The following is an 18,811-nucleotide window of genomic DNA, read 5'->3' as shown; positions in this document are numbered from 1 at the left end:
CAATAAAATGCATTAATTTAAAATAACACACATAGTTTAAATGTGTATTATTTAAACGTCCTATATTTTAGTTTAGTTGGTTTGCCTTAACGGCCAATTAATTGTGTTCAACTTCAATCCAATCTTTTTCATCTACCCAGTTTTGTGCACCGTCTTTTACCGAGCGAATAGGCACAATGTAGTCACAACTTATTTGTGGCTTAACTGAGGCAAATATAGGCACAAAACCAAAGCTTAGTGCGGTTTCTATGATTGCTTTTTGATTTTGTGGGTCAATGTCGGCCGCTTCATCTATATAAATAGGTATACGGTATAGGTTTTGTTCCTGGTCACTCAATAAGTAACGAATAAACAACATGCCACACAATAACTTAATCGTAATACGTGTGCCGTTTGAACCCGCCGAATCTATTTTTTCAAAGTGCTCTGTTTCACCTGCGCGGTTAACCACTTCAAATCGAATATCAAATAAATCGGTAAGCGTTAAACCCGCTTTATCTGATGCGAGTTTAATTAAGTGATCTTTCGCTTCGTTTACCGCACTTTCGCTGTACGGTTCTTGGCTCAGTAAATCAAGCGTGTCGCCTTGTTCAAACTGATGCGACGTGCTGATAATGGTATCTATACTATCAACCAGCATTTTGCGCGGTATTACGTTAATTTTAAACGCTTGCAGGTTTGAAATACGGTGCTGGCTTATACCTTTATTAAAGCTGTTCATTTCGCGGCGAAGTCGGTCTAAATCTTCTCGTAAGCCTTTAATAGTTGCAGCCACTTCGGTAAGCGCAACACGAGCTTGGCGCTCAACAGCATCGCGTTCGTTATCAATATTATGAAAGGCGCTTATTAGCTTTTGGTACTTAGTATATTCGTCGTTTTCGTTGTCGAATTTAGTAATACCCGCGTTATATACATGTAAATAGGTGTTGCGCACGTTTATGTCAAAATTACGCAGCTCTTGGCAGTCTTTATTAAAATGATGAACAAGGTCGCTTAAGTTATCAAAGTCGACTGTAATATCAATCATGTATGGAGTTACTTTACCGCTGTATAAATCAAGCGTGTGGTCAATTCGCTCGCTTTTAACTTGGCGCAGACGCTCAGTTTGGCGATTAATTTGCTCTTGTTTCGATTTAATTAACGAGCGACGATCGGCAATTGAGCCACTATTTTTTTGAATATCTTGCAGGTAGTCGTCAACTTGTTCGCGCTCAGCTAATAATTGCTCTTTTAGCATGGCTTGCGCTTCAACCGACTGCTGCATTACCTCAAACTGCTCTAAGCGTTTTAGGGCGCTCTCTGCGCTCATAAGCTCATCGTATAACGCGTCTTTTTCTTTTTGCTTGTCGGCAACGTTTGCTGCAACATCGCGCTGTTGCTTAAACTCTTTAAGTGAATGCTCAAGTGCATTTAGCTGAGCGGTTAATTGCTCTTTGTTTTCGCCGCTTTGCATTTGCACAGGCGAGAGCTTTTTAAGCTTAATGCTCGCCCCTGGTAGCGTTAGTACACCGCCTTTAACGTTTTCGCTAAGTAGCGATAAAAATTCACCAAACGCGTCTTCGTCATCAATGGTTATATCGCCATTAGTGGTGGTCGCAAATGAGAGAATATCAGGGTTTAAAATGCGCGATATTTCTTCTACTTCTTTTAACGAGAGGTCTTCGCGCATACGGGTAAACAAATTAAACTCAAGATTTTTAAGTTGCAGCTTTAAGCTCTTAATTTGTTTTTGTGTTTCGCTAATGCGATAGTCAAGCGTATGTAGGCTTTGCCCTTGTGCGCTGGTTATAGAGTGTGAAAGCGACTCGTAATCTTGCTTTAACTGAGTCAGGCTGGTTTTAAGGGTGGCTTTATTTACCAGTTCAAATTCGCTTTTAAGCGCATCGTAATCTAAAAACCACTGCTCAATTTGTGTTTGTCTGCGCTCTATGTCGCGCGATTGCTGTACGTATAGGCTTTGCTTTTGCTCAAACTCGTGTTTTTCGTGCTCTATATCTTCAAGCGCTATACCCAGCTCAGAGAGTTGCGATTCTTGATAGGTATCAAAATCAATCAGTGCTTGGTCAATTTTAGGCGCATACGCGGCTAATTTACCTTTAAGCACGGTTTGGTTTTCAAGCATTGATTCAAGCGCAGCTATTGGCTCTTGCATTGACTCAAGGGCTTTTAGTTCGCGTTTTGAGCGATTTACTTTATCAAACGAGCGACGCCATACTTCATAAAAGTCGACCTTAGAGTTCGACATATGGCGTTCAAACACGCGTAGCATAAAGCGTTTTACGTCGCTTGCGCCTAATTTGTGTAAGTTAAGAATACGTCTAAATATTTCTTTATAAATAGAAGAGTCTTGCACATTATTAAGCGGGATCATTTTTAAGTTAATGTCGCCGTCAAATGGGGTTGCGCCGCCAGTAAGTAGCGCGTTTAACTCTTGTGCTTTAAGCTCAATAGGGTTGTAGTTAAGCGATTTTAAATGGTTGAACAGCTTGGTAAATTTAATAATAGTTTTACCTTGCGTGTACTGCTCTAAATCAAGCTTTCCTTGATAACAAAAGTACTGATGCGCGTAACCGGCAATTTTACCCAGCCCTGCTACGCCTATTACTACCGAGCCATGAGGCAAGTTAGCTTCTAGTAAAATGTACGACTGATCGGATGAAAAATAAAACTTACGGGTTTCATCTAAATCGTGTCCGTCCCATTCTGTTAAGCGTAAATCGTTAATAAGCGGAAACTGCAGGGCGTTAATAACCGAGCTTTTACCTGTGTTATTGGGCGCGCAAATAGAGCTGCTTTTATCAAGCGGGATCACACATTTTGCATAGCCTGCGGTGTTAAGTAGGGCGAGTTTACTTAGTCCGTATAGATTTTTCATTCCTCGTCCTCTGTAATGTAGGTTTCTTCGTTTACTTCCATGAGTGCATCTATGTAGCGGTGAATTGGCGCTTGTAGCATAAAGCCGCCTTCTACTTCACGGGCTAAACCTAAGCGCACCATGCGCAGGTAAACGTCTTTGCGCAGGTCCGATCCCGAAAATATCTCAAGCTGGTCAAACAAATGTTTGTTAATTTGCACCAGCGTTTGCATAAGCTCTAAATCGTTTACGTCGTCAAACAATGCGCGCATTGGATCTTTACCCGTATTGGCGTAGTGCTCAATTAAAATGTAAATGGTGAGTGCGATAGCGCGAGATATTTTGCCCATATTTGGTGTGCTTTCGTCGCTACCAAAATAATAAAAGCCACGGCTGTCGCGTTTTAAATCGTTACCTAAAGCGGTAAATAGGGCGGTGTAGTCTTCTATGTGTTGGTCAAGCTCTTGCCACATTACGTTGTCTTGCTCGCAAATGTGATAACCCGCTACTAATTTTTTATTAATGGCTTGTAGGTGGGTTAGCTCGTCTAAGTTTATGTGTGTCATGGTTTATTTACCTGCCTTTGGATCTGGCTGAGGCTCTGAATTAAATGGATATAAAGAAAAGTGCTGACCGGCAATTTTTACGCGGGCTTTTTCATCGCTTTGAATTATTTTAATATCGCTGTCGCTGACTAATTTTTGATACAAAAATAGCATTTCGTCGGCATCGAGATCTGGATAGCTTTCGTCTAAAAATTGCAGCAAGGGCTGCGGCTTTTTGCGTTTTTTATTAAAGCGCTTAGCAAAGCTGGTTTTAACATCGTTGTAGTCAGGAATATTAGGTGTAACAAATGCAGGCACGTCTTGCTGGTCAGGCAATTGGTATTCTTCGTGTTCAAATTCAACCAAGCTTGCCATGTAAGCCACGATATGGCGTTGCTGACCAAGCGAATATCGCTGCGCGTCGCTCACAAAATGTGGCTGCACCGCACTTAGCATATTGTCTACGCCATTTTTACGTACAAGCCCAAGTACTTTGGCTGCTTGGCGAGTAATTAAGTTATTACGGCGTAACTCTTCACGTAGCGGCATAAGCATGTCGGCACTTTTACGTAAGCTTGTGCGACCCACTAAATGCATCTCTAATATACGGGTACGCAATTGCTCTAACATGCGTTTGTCGTTATACGCTTTACCTGAGCGTTCAATGTGCAGTATTTGTTTACTTATTTGCTCTTCAATGAGGGTAAAACAGGCATGAAAATCCCCCCGAATATCAACCATTTCAAGCATGGGCTCTATGTATTCGTCAAAGGCTTCTATTACTGCTTTATAACGCTTTTGCAGCGATTGCACCGCATTATTAGATTTAGCTTGTTCAACAATATTTAAAATTGCGTTTTCGTTGTGTGCGTATAGCTTCATTATTTTACGCACCCGATCATCCATAATGCGGCTGTAGCGGCGTAAATCGTCAAAGTCTTCTATTTCGCCAGCGTTATCTAGGCGGTTACCTAAACGTGCAAGGTCGTCGACTAATACGCTAATTTCTTGCGCTAAACCTAAATGCTCTTCTTGCAGTAAAAACGTAGCAAAATCGGCAATAGCACGATTTATTTCAAGCTGAGAAGATTTAGCCAGTGGAATTAAAATATCTTGGTTTAACAAACGATTTGTTTCTTTATAAATGCGTTCGTTTGACCACGTAGGCTGCTTTTGCTTAATCGCGTTTTGTACGTCTTTTAGGCTAAAGTCAGCCATTTTAAAACGTTTAAATAATAGCGCTAATACACCCCAATGTTCGGTTATGGTGTTTAGCAGCTTTTTAGCTGGGATCATAAGAGGTTACAACATCCTAGTATTTTATTATTGAGTTCTTTTAGAAGACTCATTATTACGTATTTTTAATTAACCTTGTCTGTATATAGTATTCGTTTTTAAGACCATTTAATAATAGTTTTTGCATAGAGGCAGTGCTAAAATTCGCGCCGAAAATAGGCACATGAAATGGAATGTTATTTGTGTGTTCTTTAAAACTATATCAAAGGTTGTTTAACTACCATGGTTTCCTCGATTATTCTAACCCTGATAGCGATTGCATTTTTACTGATCGTTATAGAAGATATAATTCATGTCAATAAAGCTAAAACCACGCTGTTTTTTGGTACGCTTTGCTGGATTCTTCTTTTTATATACCCTCTACACGGGCAAAGCCCCGATACGATTCAACACCTTTTAAATGAAAATATTTTAGAAATTGCCTCTCTATGGCTATTTTTAATGGCTGCGATGACCTTTGTAGCGTATTTAAATTCAAAGGGGTTTATAGAAAATATTGTGCACCGTGTTATGCCAAAAAGTATTAGCGAAAAAAAGCTCATGTTTTTGGTGGGTGGTTTTGCATTTTTGTTTTCGTCGATTTCAGACAACGTAACAGCTACGCTTATATCGCTCGCGGTTGTTATGTCGTTAAAACTTGAACCTAAAAAGCTCATTAAATACGCCACGCTTATTGTGTTTGGGGTTAACTCAGGTGGGGTATCGCTAATAACCGGTGACGTAACCACACTAATGATATTTTTAGATGGCAAAGTAACCATTGCTCATTTATTACTACTTATAGCGCCAGCTCTTGCAAGCGTTATGCTGCTAGCCGCGTTACTGTCTATCGGTATGAAAGGGCGTGTTGAGTTTGCTGGTGCAGGTAAAACCCGCATTGAAAAAACCGACATAACCATTGCTGTTATATTTTTATCTACCGTAGTGAGCACACTTATGCTGAGTGTAGTTTACAGCGTACCGCCGTTATTAACCTTCTTGTTTGGCTTGTCAGTGATGTTTTTAGTAGCGCAGTTTTTAATGCGCAAAAAAGACATTAACAAAGACATAATCGACTTTGTTCGCGATATAGAATACGACACATTATTGTTTTTTGTAGGTGTACTTTTACTTGTAGGCGCACTTAAAGAAATTGGTATGTTGAGTAAATTTACCGACCTATATACGGTAATGGCACCTGAGTACGCAAACTACTTAATGGGCATATTATCAGCAGGGGTCGATAACGTACCGCTTACCGCTGCATTATTAAAAGCCGATATAGTAATGAGCCAACAACACTGGTTGTCGTTTACATATGCAACGGGCGTGGGTGGTTCAATGCTTATTATTGGTTCGGCTGCGGGCATTATTGCCATGAGCAAAGTTAAAGCGCTTACCTTTATGAGCTACTTGCGTTTATCGCTGCATTTATTAATTTGTTACACCGTAGGATATGCGGGCTCGTATTACATGGGCAGTTTTATTTAACTCATAGATTATTAAATGCTTGACAGCTAGACGTCTAAACGATAACTTTCAAAGCCCCGCTACTTAGTGGGGTTTTGTTTTATTAGCCACTGGTTAATAAAGCATTCAGAAGAGGTGCGATACTTAGGTACTTAATGTTAGGCGACGAAAGCCGATGATCATTAAGGAGGGAAGTACTCGCCGAGGAAAATAATGGTACGTCGTCATTGTTTTTCGGTTTATGGGGCTGAATCCTCAAAACTGTCACCAATATAGGTGGAGAGCTTCTGGCAGTGGACTTATCTTCAAGCATTCCTTTGCCAAGTTCTTCTTGTTTTATTGCGATTTGGATATCGCGAAAGGAGACTAAATGACTACCCAATCAGCGCCACAAACAGTGCCTCAAACAGAGTTAAGCGCAAAATCAGATTACATCGTTGCCAAGTTTGGCGGAACAAGTGTTGCAAACTTTGAAGCGATGAGTCGCTGTAGCGAAATTATTGTTGCAGATAAAAGCGTACGTATTGTTGCCGTGAGCGCCAGTGCCGGCGTAACTAACCACTTAGTTGCACTGTGTAAATCAAGTATTACCTCAAGTGAGCGCCAAGAACACATAAACGGCGTGCTTGCTATTCAACAAACTATTTTAGATGAGTTATCGCTAGATGCCGATTTAGCGGTTGGCTTTAACGAAACCCTAAAAGCATTTCAAACATTGGCTCAAGAGTCACTAACAACCGATCAGCAACACGACGAGCTACTTAGCTTTGGTGAGCGTTTGTCGTCTTATTTATTTGCTCAGGTGCTGCGTTTACAAGGTTTAAACGCCGATCGCTTTGATGTGCGCAAGGTGCTTAAAACCGACAGCCAATTTGGTAAAGCAACGCCTAATGTTGCAGCCACAGCGCAAGCCGCTAAAGAACATTTAATCCCGTTATTAAACGCTCAAGTAATTGTGACTCAGGGCTTTATTGGCAGTGACGAATACGGTCAAACCACAACGCTAGGACGTGGTGGTTCAGACTACAGCGCTGCATTATTAGCTGAAGCAATTAACGCTAAAAGTGTGCATATTTGGACCGACGTAGTGGGTATTTTTAGCACCGACCCGCGTTTGTGCGCAAAAGCGACGCCAATTGCACGTTTAAGTTTTGACGAAGCCGCTGAAATGGCGACCTTTGGCGCAAAAGTATTGCACCCAGCGACTATTTTACCAGCAAGCCGGAGCCACATTAACGTGTTTGTTGGTTCTAGCCGAGAGCCAGAGCGTGGTGGTACATGGATTGAGCGCGAAAAATCGCAGCAACCAGGCATACGCGCAGTAACGCAACGTAAAAACCAAATATTGCTTACGCTTAAAAGCCCAGAAATGCTACTAGCTAGTGGCTTTTTAGCACGCGTATTTACACTATTAAGTGAATACAATATATCGGTCGATTTGGTAACTACATCAGAAATTAGCGTAGCTATAACCCTTGATAACGCGCAAAACGCCTCGCGCCCAGAGCTCGATCAAGAATGCCTAGATAAGCTTGCAGAGTTTTGCCATGTTTCGGTAGAAAACAACCTAACATTGGTGGCACTTATTGGCTCTGAGATTCAATTACGCCAACACGAAATGAACTTAATGAGTGTACTAAAAGACTTTAACATTCGATTAATTTGCCACGGTGCTAGTAAGCACAATCTGTGCTTTTTAGTAGAGCAAACTGAGTCAGATAACGTAGTACAGTCTATTCATAGCCGTTTATTAGAAAATGATTTTGCTGCGTAAATAACCGTTATTCAGGAAAATCACCTAGTAAAATCAGTTGATAAAGTCACTTAATAAAGTTACTTAATAAAGTCATTTAATAAAAAGCATCGCCAGTCGATGCTTTTTTTATGCACCACACTTACATCAAAGCAAACATTGCTGTCACTGCTATCAGCTACAGTAACGCGATTACTGCTAGCACTCAGCTTTGCACTATGTAATTCGTCAAACACATTGGGGCTAAGTAATTTTGCAATAGGGCGGCTGGTGGCTTTAGCAAGTGACTCTTTTAATGTCCAAATTCTAAAAAACGTATCTGCTTGGGCTTGGGTATTAGTAGGTTCAGTGATAAGTGTAATTTCATCATTATGATAAAAATGCTTAGCGAGCTTTTCAAACGGGCGCTTTAGGCTTACTTTTTCAATATCAAACCCAAACTCACTTTTATCAAAATTTAGCGCTACGCCAACCAAACCATGCGAGTGCGAAATACAGGTATTAATAACATCACCATTTACGTGTATTTGCAGCTTTGAGCTTGCCTCGTCAAATTCGGTACTTATTTTATTAAGGGCTACACGCGCATGTTGCGGCTGCGCTACTTTAATAAGGTGTTTTAACAATAACCGCGTCGCTAAATACTCTTGCTTAGCTTGCGGACTTTTACGGCGGTTTATAATAGTTAACTCAAATGGGCTTAAGCAATCGGGCAAATTAAAGTCACTAAGCTCAAGTGTTTTAGCATTAAATAATAAAATACTGTTACTCGCTAAAGACAAGTTTGCCAATTGAGTTGAAGTAATACTCAAGGCGTTTTTAAAATAGTGTTCAGTCATAAAAGCCCTAAAGCAAAAGAAGTCGCTGATATTGTGAGCGGTTAACGCCACTAATAAAGGCTGGGTACAATTTTATTACTCAGCTGGCATGAAATATGGTTTAATTCACAATAATCAAAATAATAACAGATTTGTAGATGTATGGCACAAGTGCGTGATGGGTTTCAAAGCCGACTTGGTTTTGTTTTAGCCGCTGCTGGCGCAGCAGTGGGTTTAGGTAATATTTGGGGTTTTCCTACGCAAGCGGCCAACCATGGTGGCGGTGCATTTTTACTGGTTTACTTTATTGTTATATTTTTACTTGCGCTTCCTGCGCTGTATACAGAACTTTATTTAGGTCACAAAGCACAAGCTAACCCTGTAAAAGCATTGGGCGACGCATGGCAAAACACTAACCGTAAAGTAGGTGCGGCAGCAGGTTATATTGGCCTTGCGGGCGCAGTTGTTATGCTAAGTTTTTACTCAATAGTAGCTGGGTGGATGCTCTCATACGCTATTGAACCCATAACCACCTTTTTTGGGTTTACAGGCGCAAGCGAGTTTTTACATAGCGACTCAGTGCTGCGTAATTTTGTATTTACGCCGCTTATGCTTATTTTAACTGCCAGTATTATTTTAAAAGGTGTTAAATCGGGAATAGAAACCTGGTCGCGCCGTTTAATGCCACTGTTACTTGTGCTGCTTGTTGGTTTAATTGCTTACATTGCTACACTTGATGGCGCAAGCGAAGGCTTTGCCGCGTATTTAATTCCTGATTTTAGCCAAATACTCGACCCTAATTTAATTATTGCTGCAATGGGGCAAGCGTTCTTTTCGCTCTCTTTAGGTGTGGGCTGTATGATGATTTACGGCTCGTATTTACAGCCAGATGCTAATTTACCAAAGCTCACCGCAGGTGTTGCACTACTTGATACTGGCGTTGCTTTTTTAGCGGGCTTACTTATTATTCCTGCTATTTATGTGGCGCAGCACAACGGTGTAGAGGTATTTAGTGGTGGTAAATTGATTGGCGAAGGGCAACTTATTTTTGCTATTTTACCTGAGCTATTTAGCACCATGGGCGAAATTGGCTTATTAGTTGGTTTATTATTTTTTGTATTAATGTCTATCGCATCGGTTACGTCAACTATATCGACCACCGAAATTCCGGTAGCGTTTTTAGTCGAAAACCACAAGGTTAGCCGCACCAAAGCAACATGGGCGGTAAGCGCCGTTGTTCTTGTGTGTGCAAGCGCGATTATATTAAATTTTGATTGGTTATTTGGCTTAGTTATTATGCTATTTACTCAATACCAATTGCCGCTTATGGGCTTGTTTTACTTTATTACGGTAGGTTGGATGTGGCAGCGTGGTAATAAATTACATCAAGCAACAACAGGCGTACATTACTGGTTTGCTCAGTATATTCGTTTTGTTTGCCCAATATTAATGACCTTGGTATTTGCAAACGTCGCGTTTGGCTAAGCTCTATTTAAAGTGAATTTTTAAACAAAAAAGCGAATAGGGCTCACCTTATTCGCTTTTTTTGTACCTGTTATTTAGGTATAGCCAAGAACTTTATAAAACCTCATTAGTCAGAGGCCTACCTTCATTTACTTCAAGCGCGTTAAGTAGGGTTGTGTTTGCTATCTCGGTGAGTGCCTCTTGGGTAAAAAAGCCCTGATGCCCCGTTACTAATACATTTTTAAAGCTCACTAAGCGCGAAAATATATCGTCTTGATTTATTTCGTCGCTGTGGTTTTTAAAAAACAGCTCCGACTCTTGCTCGTAAACGTCGAGCCCTAAATACCCTAGTTTTTTAGTTTTAAGCGCATTAATGCACGCTTTGCTGTTAAGCAGTGCACCACGAGAGGTGTTAATAAGCATAACGCCGGTTTTCATTTTGCTAAATGCCTCGTCATTTATTAAATGATGAGTTTGCTCCGTTAAAGGGCAATGCAAAGAAATCACATCGCTTTGGCTAAGTAAGGTGTCTATATCGGTAATTGTATAATTGCCAGGTTGTGCGTAGGGGTCGCACACTAATACATTAGCGCCAAAGCCATTTAAAATGTTACACAGCGCAAGGCCAATTTTACCGCAACCTACAATACCCACGGTTTTATTGTGCAAGTTAAAACCAAGCAATCCATTTAAATCAAAATTGTCTTCGCGTACGCGGTTATACGCTTTATGTGTTTTACGGCTAAGCGTTAGCATAAGTGCAATACAATGCTCGGCTACGGCCTCAGGGCTGTAAGCAGGAACACGTAATACTTTAATTTTATGTGCTTTTGCTGCAGGTAAATCAACATTATTAAATCCTGCACAACGTAGCAAAATAGTATTTATGCCTTGGCTTGCCAATTGTTCAATAACAGTGGCGTTTACGGTGTCGTTTACAAATACGCATATGGCATCAAACCCGTTTGTTAAAATGGCCGTTTGTTCGCTCAGGGCTTGCTCAAAATACGTTATTTTTATATCACGGTGATCGCGTGTACTTTGTTCAAAAAAAGGCAGTTCGTACTTTTGAGTACTAAAAAAAGCAATGTTCATGGTAATAGCCTCGACGCTTAAGGAGTATTATTTATTACTAATACAATAAACTACTTTATAAACCTGTGCTTTAGTAACACGCATTTTATTGATTTAAATTAAGCCCTAATTTATGCCTTAGCCGACGTAAACAAAGGTATTTTTGACGATACTTTTTTACCACCTCTAGCAGCGCTTAACTTTGCGGCTTGCAGTAGGTTGCTTTCTATTACTTGTTTAAGTGTTTCGGGCTTAGTACGTGGTGCATAGCGTGCAACAAGTTGCCCTTGTGAGTTAATTAAAAACTTAGTGAAATTCCACTTAATTGCACGATTTTGCGAAATACCCCGCGTATGCGACTTTAAATAATTAAACAACGGATGTGTTTCTGGCCCGTTTACCATTACCTTACCAAATACCTCAAATGAGACATTAAATTGATCTTGGTAAAAGTCTTTAATGGCTAAATTATCAAGCGGCTCATTTTGGCCAAACTGGTTACACGGAAACGCAAGTACAGTAAAACCATTGCTTTTGTATTGCTGATAGAGCTTTTCGAGCGCATTTAATTGCACCGAAAAATTACACTTACTCGCTGTATTAACAATAAGGACGGTTTTGCCCTGTAATTGGCTAAGAGAAAAATTTTCGCTGTTAAAAAGTGGTGCATTAAATTGATAAATACTGTCCATAGGTTACCTACTTACCTTTCCCGCTAAGGAAATTTTATAAAGACTTTCATTCGCTTTTTTATCGACCGGTTGACATAATCGAGGTCTAGTTTCTAAGTTATCAGTTTAATAGGTCATTTTTATGTCAATGAAAGTCGCATTTATAGGTTTAGGCGTAATGGGTTACCCAATGGCGGGGCATTTAGCAAAAGCAGGGCACAGCGTATGCGTGTATAACCGTACTCAAGCTAAAGCACAAACGTGGACTGCAGAACATTCAGGAAGCTTTGCACCAACCCCGCGCGAAGCTGCCAGTAATGCCGACATCGTATTTATGTGTGTTGGTAACGATGACGATTTACGCTCAGTAGTGTATGGCGACGACGGCGTGTTAGCGGGCATGTTGCCGCACACTATTTTGGTTGATCACACCACAACCTCAGCTGAAGTAGCACGCGAAGTGGCTGCAAAAGCGGCTCTGCAAAATATCGACTTTATAGATGCGCCTGTATCGGGCGGACAAGCTGGCGCCGAAAACGGCGTATTAACGGTTATGGCGGGTGGCAGTGAAGCCGTATTTGCTAAAGTGCAGCCAGTTATGGCGGCGTTTAGTCGTTTTAGCCAACTGTTAGGCGGCGTTGGCTCGGGACAACTTTGTAAAATGGTTAATCAAATTTGTATTGCTGGTGTAGTGCAGGGTTTAGCCGAAGGCTTACATTTTGCCAAGCAAGCTGGGCTTGATGGTGAAAAAGTTATAGAAACCATTTCTAAAGGTGCAGCCGGTTCGTGGCAAATGGAAAACCGCTACAAAACAATGTGGGCGGGTGAATATGAGTTTGGTTTTGCCGTAGATTGGATGCGTAAAGATTTAGGTATTGCACTCGATGAAGCTAAAAACAACGGTGCAACACTGCCAATGACCGCAACGGTCGATCAATACTACGCCGACGTACAAGCACTTGGCGGTGGCAGATACGACACCTCAAGCTTACTAGCACGCATTGAAGCGCTGCATAAAAAGTAACGTTTACGTTGAGTATGTCGATGTAGACGCGAAGCTTGCTGGCGTGACGGGCAAAGCCCGTAAAGTAATTTATTCACAAAGAGGTTATGAGGCGCTGCGCTTTTAGAGGAAGTAATAGATCTAAAAAACTATTGTTTTTATGTTTCTCATTTACTCCTCATTCGCTTCTCTTTGTGAAATAAATTTTGCTTTCTTTGTAGTGATACAGATATTAATAAACAAAAACGCGACGCTTTATTGCTAAAGCGTCGCGTTTTTAATGCGTTATACAAACAAAATTACATGCTTTGAGCGTAGTTATATAGCGCCTTTAAAATAGTAAGATTTTTTTCGCTGTCGTCATGTTCATGCGCTAGGTTTTCAAGGGTGATCATAAAATCTTGCGCATTAATCGATGGTTGATCTTCCCCGTGCATTAACTTGTTTTGGCAATACTGGCGCCATTGGTCAAGCTCTTGCTGGTTTAGCGTTTCAGGCCAGTTACGGGCGCGGTACCTAAACAATAACGTATTAAACTTTTTATCTTCAAAGTCTAACTTCAACCCTGCTAATTCATCTGGTTTTGCATCACGAATAATCGCAAATTTAGCTTTATCAGCATGGCTTGTAAACCCATCGTAAAGTAAGTAGTCAACGTTAGTGGTTGCGCTGTAATCGCCTTGCTCGTTAAACACTTCGGTTACTTTATCGCGAAGATCGGTATTGGCTTTTAAAACAGCTAAGTTAGCTAAACACTGCTCGCGGTCAATCCCAAGGCGCGCGGCGTTTTCAGGCAATAACGTTTTAGCTGGGGCTAAAATAGGGCACTTGTTTAAATGCACTAGTTTTAAGCCAACAGGTAAATCGTCCTCGGCTAAATCTACACGTTTGGTGTATAAACGTTTGCGTAATTCTTCTACGTTTAAATCAATGAGTACTTGCGGGTTTTGAGTTAAATCAAAACAAATAACCGCGTTTTTATTTACTGGATGAAAGCTCATTGGTGCAACCCAGCTTGTACAGCCTTGTGTTGCAGGTATGCGCGACGTGGTATGCACAAGCGGCGTCATGTTAAAAACATCAACCAATTCGGCAAGGGCTTTTTTGCCACGCAGCCCAAAAAAGAAGTTATATAGCTTTGGTTGCTTTTCTTTTATTAGCTTAGCCAGTGCAATAGTGGCGGTTACATCGCTTAGTGCATCATGCGCTGCGGCGTGTTCAATACTATTGGCTACGGTTAAATGTTCTAGCTTAAAGCTTGGGCTGCCGTCTTCTTTTAACGGCCATTCAATGCCTTCAGGACGCAGTGCGTAACAAGCACGTACTAAATCAATAATATCCCAGCGGCTATTGTTATTTTTGTATTCACGCTCGTATGGGTCGTAAAAGTTACGGTAAAAGCTATAACGGCTTACTTCGTCATCAAACCGAATACTGTTATAACCGGCAACACAGGTGTTTGGCACGCTAAATTCGGCATGAATTTTTGCTATAAACTCAGCTTCAACTAAGCCTTTTTTCATCGCTACTTGTGGCGTAATACCCGTAATTAAACACGCCTCAGGGTGGGGCAAGTAATCCGCTTGCGGCTTACAATATTCAATAAGCGGCTCGCCAATAATATTTAAATCAAGATCGGTACGAATACCCGCAAATTGGCTTGGCTTATCCTTTTGAGGGCTTGCCCCCCACGTCTCGTAGTCGTGCCAATAGATTGTTGCTTGATTTTGCTCTTGATATGCCATGCTGAAAACCCTGAGTAGTTAACTTAAAAGCGCCTAAATACGCGCCAAGTTACTAAAATAATGAATTATTTAGATTATGGCATATGGGCGAGGGAGTTTATAGGTTTGGGTGAGAAAACTAGTTTTATTATAAGGAGCTAGCTGTCTTATATTTGCAAGGTTATAAATATAAGAAAGCCCGTAAAAGCGGGTTTTCTTTGCTGCGGTTATTTACTTTTGAGCGGATTTAGCTTTTCGACCAATGGGGTAAGTTACTTATTACATTGCCTTCGAGCAACTAAGGTTTATGCTTTAATCCAACCCTGTTCAATTGCATATAACTTAACCTTATCGGTCAACCTGAATACATCTAACATACAACCGTAATTGGTTATATATTCTCTATTTCTTTTGATTAAATTATCGGTAAGTAATTCATTAATGTAGATTTCAGCAAATATTTTAGAACATCCTAGCATCTGATGAAGATCCTCAAAGATAAAAAAATCTACTCCTTGATTATAAAGTTTTACCCATTCTTTGAGTAGATCGGTTTTCTTATCTGCAACGCTTTCTAATGGTCTTGCGGTTACAGACTCAAATGGATTGTTACCGATTTTAGGCTCTTTAAATAAAGGAGCTTGATGAATCTCACGTAAAAGGTTGTCAAATTGTAATTCATATTCATCTTCGCGAGAAAAGTTAATATGCAAACGGGTTTTTAAAAATGTAGGTACGTTATGAGTGCCATTTTGACGAATCAGAGGGATTACTTTATTGCTATCAATATTAGTCATATATTCAGCGGTCATAATCATTTTCTCATATCCAACGCCACCTAAACCGCTATTAGCTTTAGTAACATAATTATCAGTACATACCATAATAATACGGTCAGATTCAGCTACACTTTTTTCCATGAAGCCGCCCAAGTCATCTCCAAGGCCTACACGAAATTGATCTAAGATCGCATCGACACCAGAATTGCGTAAACGTTGAGCTAATTCTAGAACCCATTTTTTATGGGCTTGTGTGTCATGGGAATATGAAATAAATACTTTAGGGACATTAACACTCATGGAGTTTCCTTATATTTGTTATCCGGTTTTACTTCTTATTAACTGATTTATTATAAGAATTAATGAGGGCATCAGTTAGTCCATCCGTAACCCTTGCAGTATTAGAAAATTGTTCAATTGCATTATAAAGATTCGGGTGCTGTAATTGAGTTGCTACTTGCGTTAACGAACTATAATTCATAATTTCTGTTTGTAGATTAGTAACTAAGCTAGAAATATCATCTGTTGATGTTTTGTTTTTCAACTTTTCTAATAGATCATTGATTTTATTTTTGTGTTCTTGGTTCTCGTTTTCTAACCTGTCAACTTCAGTTTTATTGTGTTGGATCATCGTACTTAAGGCTTTTACAAATGAGCCCATCTCATCTGCACTACCAGATAGCCTATTAAATATATCTAAAAATGCACCAATATCTGCATTATTAGAAAAGTTTGGATATCTAATTTTATGATCAATTTCACTCCAACCTTCTTCAAAAATAGTTCTTACTTGAACTTCTACGAATACTTTTGATTTATAAGGTGATGTGGAAAAAACAAAATGTATTGAACGATAACCAGCTTTATGCTCTTTAATCTCCCAAGCATCTTGTTCTTTGTATTCTTTCTCGCTATCGCCTTTTCTGATATATGCAGTTATAGCCTCGGATTTTCCCCAAGTGTCTTCTAATTCGTTTATTACTTCGACACAATCTTGCTTAAATAAGTGTAAAGCACGTATTCCAATTAAGTCGGTTACCATTTCAATGTAGTTCTCAACAGAAATATTCAGATATTCCTTGTTGTAATAACCAGAGCGTTTTGTAGTTTTACGTACAATTTTTTCCATTAAGTGCTCTGCATTTTTGACTCTCCAACGAACAGAGTGAACTTTATCAAAGCGTTGGATTGTTTTTGTACATGACTCTGCTAAATCTTCAAGTTTATCTATATTTGATTGATGGTTCACTCCAATTGATTTTATTAATTCCCAATCAAGTTCGCATTTTTCAAAATCTTCAGCTGTAATATTGTTTCGTGACAAAAAAGCGTCTAACCCCATCTCTGCAATATTCATGTTATTTCCTTATTTTAAAGTGATTTACCGGTAAAAATAACTCTTCTAACTAACGTACAATTACCATTAATTGCTCAGACCAGTTTGGATTGGCGGCTTTTAGGAACTTGTGGCCATTTTCAATAATGAGTTGTTTAAAAGTAGCTTAGTTATCGTTTAGGTGGGGCTAGTACATACGAACCGAGAAAGTACTTTGCTTCAAGGTCTACAAACCCACATCATGCTCATTAAACTTAAGTACCATGCTCACGTATTTTAAACTCTAAAGGATCTAATTTTATTTGTACCTAATATTACTAGAAACTATACATAAAAATGCTTAATATTGTAAGATTATTTCAATGACACTTCCTATTTATAACAATGAAATCATTAATAAAAGTTATTATTTATTGCTCACTTTTCATCACACATAGTGCCTTAGCTGAACTGGCTAAAGTTCAAGTAAATGGCCTTGATGTTGAATACGAATTAGCAGGTAAAGGTAAACATACTATTTTACTTGAAGCGGGTGGTTCTGCTGGTTTAAGTGATTGGGATCCTGTTTTTGAATCACTTACCAAGCACGCTAAAGTTATACGGTATTCTCGTATTGGTAATGGCGGTTCTGCACAAATAAAGAAAAACTATAGCTCAGAAGAATATGCAGCTGAGGCTGCGTTATTACTCAAAACACTGAAAATAGAAGAGCCTGTTGTGTATGTTGCGCACTCTTATGGTGCTTATATTGCACGTGTATTTGCTGCAACATACCCTAATCAAATTAAAGCGTTGATGTTAATTGAGCCTGCATCAGAGCACGATGTAGATATTATGCGCGCAATTGATTTGCTACGCGCTGAAAAAGAAATTGCAGCTATAAAGCTCGACGATATGAAAAATGGAATGTCGAATCAGTATTTAGATTTTTGGGCAAAACGTCCACTGCCTGATTATCCACAAATTGCTGACATACCAGTGACTGTTATAGCCTCAGTTAAAAAATATAAAAGTCCATCGGTATTATTTTTTACCGACAAAGCGCGGGAAATGTGGGGCGACTTACATTCAAAGTGGGCTAATACATTTCCTCAAGGTGAAGTAGTTATAACAAATAAAAGCTATCACTACCCGCAAAAAGATGAGCCAGAAATGGTTGTAGCCCAAGTAGTTAAGTTGCTTGAACGTACTAAATAAAGTGTTGGTTTGGTTGCTGATTGTATAAATACCAATTGCCGTAAATTAGTAATTTGGTATTAGACTAAAGTCTATAGGTTAGTTTTATTCACTTATTAGGTTTGTTTTAATCGTTTGTCGGTTTTGTGTTAATTCTCTAAAGTTCAGTTGTCGGCAACAAGCACGGCTTAACCAACAGGACTACGACCATGAAACTTACTCTTATCAAAACTATCGCTCTTAGCTCACTACTTACATGTTCAGCTGCTGCAATGGCTGAGCAAAGTGATTACAAATTAATGGTTATTGAAACTGCAACAGCGCCACAGCCACTTGAGCAATCATTTAATAGCTGCGCACTGAATGTTAAGTCAAAAAATTATGCTGAAGCCGAAGCAATTTGTACTAAAGCAATCGCGCTTTTAAAAGACGCAGATGGCCCTAAATTTAAAGTACGCCAACTTACGTCATTTGCATTAAGTAACCGTGGTGTTGCACGTTTAAAAGCGAACAACGACACTGCTGGCCTTGCTGATTTATACGAAGCAAACCAAATGTCTACAAGTACAATGGTATCGCACAACTTAACTCGCGCTAAAGAAGAGCTTTCTTTATAAGTACTTTATAAACGCCTTTATAAAGTGCTTACCAAAAGCATGTTATAAAATAGCGAGAGTAAAAAAGCCCATGTTAGGTTAATTCCTAACATGGGCTTTTTTGTTTTATTTAATGCGTAAGTTAATACCTTAAATACGTTAATAGAGTAGGGTGTATATTTATAATTAATATTTTGGGTATGCTTGTTTAGGCTACGCGAATATAATGCGAGATAACCGTATAAAAAATAATAACCCTTCTGCTTTGCTTAT

General features: G+C 39.6%; 15 protein-coding genes and 1 riboswitch. Of the genes, 6 read left to right on the top strand and 9 right to left on the bottom strand.

What is annotated here, in order from left to right; genetic code table 11:
• Positions 1-97: 97 nt before the first annotated feature.
• From GQR45_RS10695 to GQR45_RS10685, 3 genes are read right to left on the bottom strand one after another with little or no spacing between them, the layout of a single operon-like run.
• Positions 98-2,875, bottom strand: coding sequence for an ATPase (locus GQR45_RS10695; protein ID WP_165725883.1), 2,778 nt, complete (start codon positions 2,873-2,875; stop codon positions 98-100).
• Positions 2,872-3,420 carry a hypothetical protein gene (locus GQR45_RS10690; RefSeq protein WP_010553432.1) on the bottom strand — a complete coding sequence of 183 codons (549 nt, stop codon included), beginning with the start codon at positions 3,418-3,420 and terminating at the stop codon, positions 2,872-2,874. Before GQR45_RS10690 ends, GQR45_RS10695 begins: the two co-directional genes overlap by 4 nt.
• Before the next feature lie 3 nt (positions 3,421-3,423).
• A complete protein-coding gene (locus GQR45_RS10685) occupies positions 3,424-4,695 on the bottom strand; it encodes a hypothetical protein (RefSeq protein ID WP_165725882.1) in 1,272 nt (423 codons plus the stop codon).
• 222 nt (positions 4,696-4,917) lie between these two features.
• Between GQR45_RS10685 and nhaD the strand changes: the two genes are divergently transcribed.
• Positions 4,918-6,165 carry a sodium:proton antiporter NhaD gene (gene nhaD, locus GQR45_RS10680; protein WP_007375803.1) on the top strand — a complete coding sequence of 416 codons (1,248 nt, stop codon included), beginning with the start codon at positions 4,918-4,920 and terminating at the stop codon, positions 6,163-6,165.
• Between the two features lie 101 nt (positions 6,166-6,266).
• A riboswitch (Lysine riboswitch) is annotated at positions 6,267-6,439 on the top strand.
• A 75-nt stretch (positions 6,440-6,514) separates the two neighbouring features.
• Positions 6,515-7,918, top strand: coding sequence for a lysine-sensitive aspartokinase 3 (lysC, locus tag GQR45_RS10675; protein ID WP_165725881.1), 1,404 nt, complete (start codon positions 6,515-6,517; stop codon positions 7,916-7,918).
• Between the two features lie 59 nt (positions 7,919-7,977).
• Here lysC and GQR45_RS10670 read toward each other — a convergent pair whose 3' ends face one another.
• Entirely contained in the window at positions 7,978-8,736 is a 759-nt protein-coding gene (locus GQR45_RS10670; protein ID WP_165725880.1) for a 4'-phosphopantetheinyl transferase superfamily protein, read from the bottom strand.
• A gap of 141 nt (positions 8,737-8,877) precedes the next feature.
• Between GQR45_RS10670 and GQR45_RS10665 the strand changes: the two genes are divergently transcribed.
• The gene (locus tag GQR45_RS10665) at positions 8,878-10,200 is read left to right on the top strand and encodes a sodium-dependent transporter (RefSeq protein ID WP_165725879.1); all 1,323 of its coding nucleotides are present in this window, start codon (positions 8,878-8,880) and stop codon (positions 10,198-10,200) included.
• 93 nt (positions 10,201-10,293) lie between these two features.
• Here GQR45_RS10665 and GQR45_RS10660 read toward each other — a convergent pair whose 3' ends face one another.
• Both GQR45_RS10660 and GQR45_RS10655 read right to left on the bottom strand, forming a co-directional pair.
• Complete coding sequence (locus GQR45_RS10660) at positions 10,294-11,274, bottom strand: 2-hydroxyacid dehydrogenase (protein WP_165725878.1); 981 nt, start codon at positions 11,272-11,274, stop codon at positions 10,294-10,296.
• Positions 11,275-11,384: 110 nt separating this feature from the next.
• Complete coding sequence (locus GQR45_RS10655; RefSeq protein WP_165725877.1) at positions 11,385-11,945, bottom strand: glutathione peroxidase; 561 nt, start codon at positions 11,943-11,945, stop codon at positions 11,385-11,387.
• Between the two features lie 121 nt (positions 11,946-12,066).
• Between GQR45_RS10655 and GQR45_RS10650 the strand changes: the two genes are divergently transcribed.
• Positions 12,067-12,948 (top strand): NAD(P)-dependent oxidoreductase, encoded by an 882-nt coding sequence (locus tag GQR45_RS10650; RefSeq protein ID WP_165725876.1) that lies wholly within the window; start codon positions 12,067-12,069, stop codon positions 12,946-12,948.
• A 278-nt stretch (positions 12,949-13,226) separates the two neighbouring features.
• Here GQR45_RS10650 and sbcB read toward each other — a convergent pair whose 3' ends face one another.
• The 3 genes from sbcB to GQR45_RS10635 all read right to left on the bottom strand — a co-directional run bounded on the left by sbcB (position 13,227) and on the right by GQR45_RS10635 (position 16,787).
• On the bottom strand, positions 13,227-14,672 hold the full coding sequence (gene sbcB / locus GQR45_RS10645; RefSeq protein ID WP_165725875.1) for an exodeoxyribonuclease I: 1,446 nt from the start codon (positions 14,670-14,672) through the stop codon (positions 13,227-13,229).
• A gap of 284 nt (positions 14,673-14,956) precedes the next feature.
• Positions 14,957-15,730: a toll/interleukin-1 receptor domain-containing protein gene (locus tag GQR45_RS10640; protein ID WP_165725874.1), complete on the bottom strand. Its 774-nt coding sequence runs from the start codon at positions 15,728-15,730 to the stop codon at positions 14,957-14,959.
• A gap of 28 nt (positions 15,731-15,758) precedes the next feature.
• On the bottom strand, positions 15,759-16,787 hold the full coding sequence (locus GQR45_RS10635; protein WP_165725873.1) for a hypothetical protein: 1,029 nt from the start codon (positions 16,785-16,787) through the stop codon (positions 15,759-15,761).
• Positions 16,788-17,150: 363 nt separating this feature from the next.
• On the opposite strand from GQR45_RS10635, the gene GQR45_RS10630 reads away from it, so the two are divergent.
• A complete protein-coding gene (locus GQR45_RS10630; protein WP_165725872.1) occupies positions 17,151-17,963 on the top strand; it encodes an alpha/beta hydrolase in 813 nt (270 codons plus the stop codon).
• 188 nt (positions 17,964-18,151) lie between these two features.
• Positions 18,152-18,559, top strand: a complete 408-nt coding sequence (locus tag GQR45_RS10625; protein WP_101162764.1) for a hypothetical protein — start codon at positions 18,152-18,154, stop codon at positions 18,557-18,559.
• The last annotated feature ends 252 nt before the right edge of the window (positions 18,560-18,811 follow it).

This window comes from Pseudoalteromonas sp. SA25 (genome assembly GCF_011378705.1).
Lineage (GTDB): Bacteria > Pseudomonadota > Gammaproteobacteria > Enterobacterales > Alteromonadaceae > Pseudoalteromonas > Pseudoalteromonas arctica.
The sequence above is the reverse complement of the archived record's forward strand: the minus strand, read 5'-3'. Positions and strand labels throughout refer to the sequence as shown.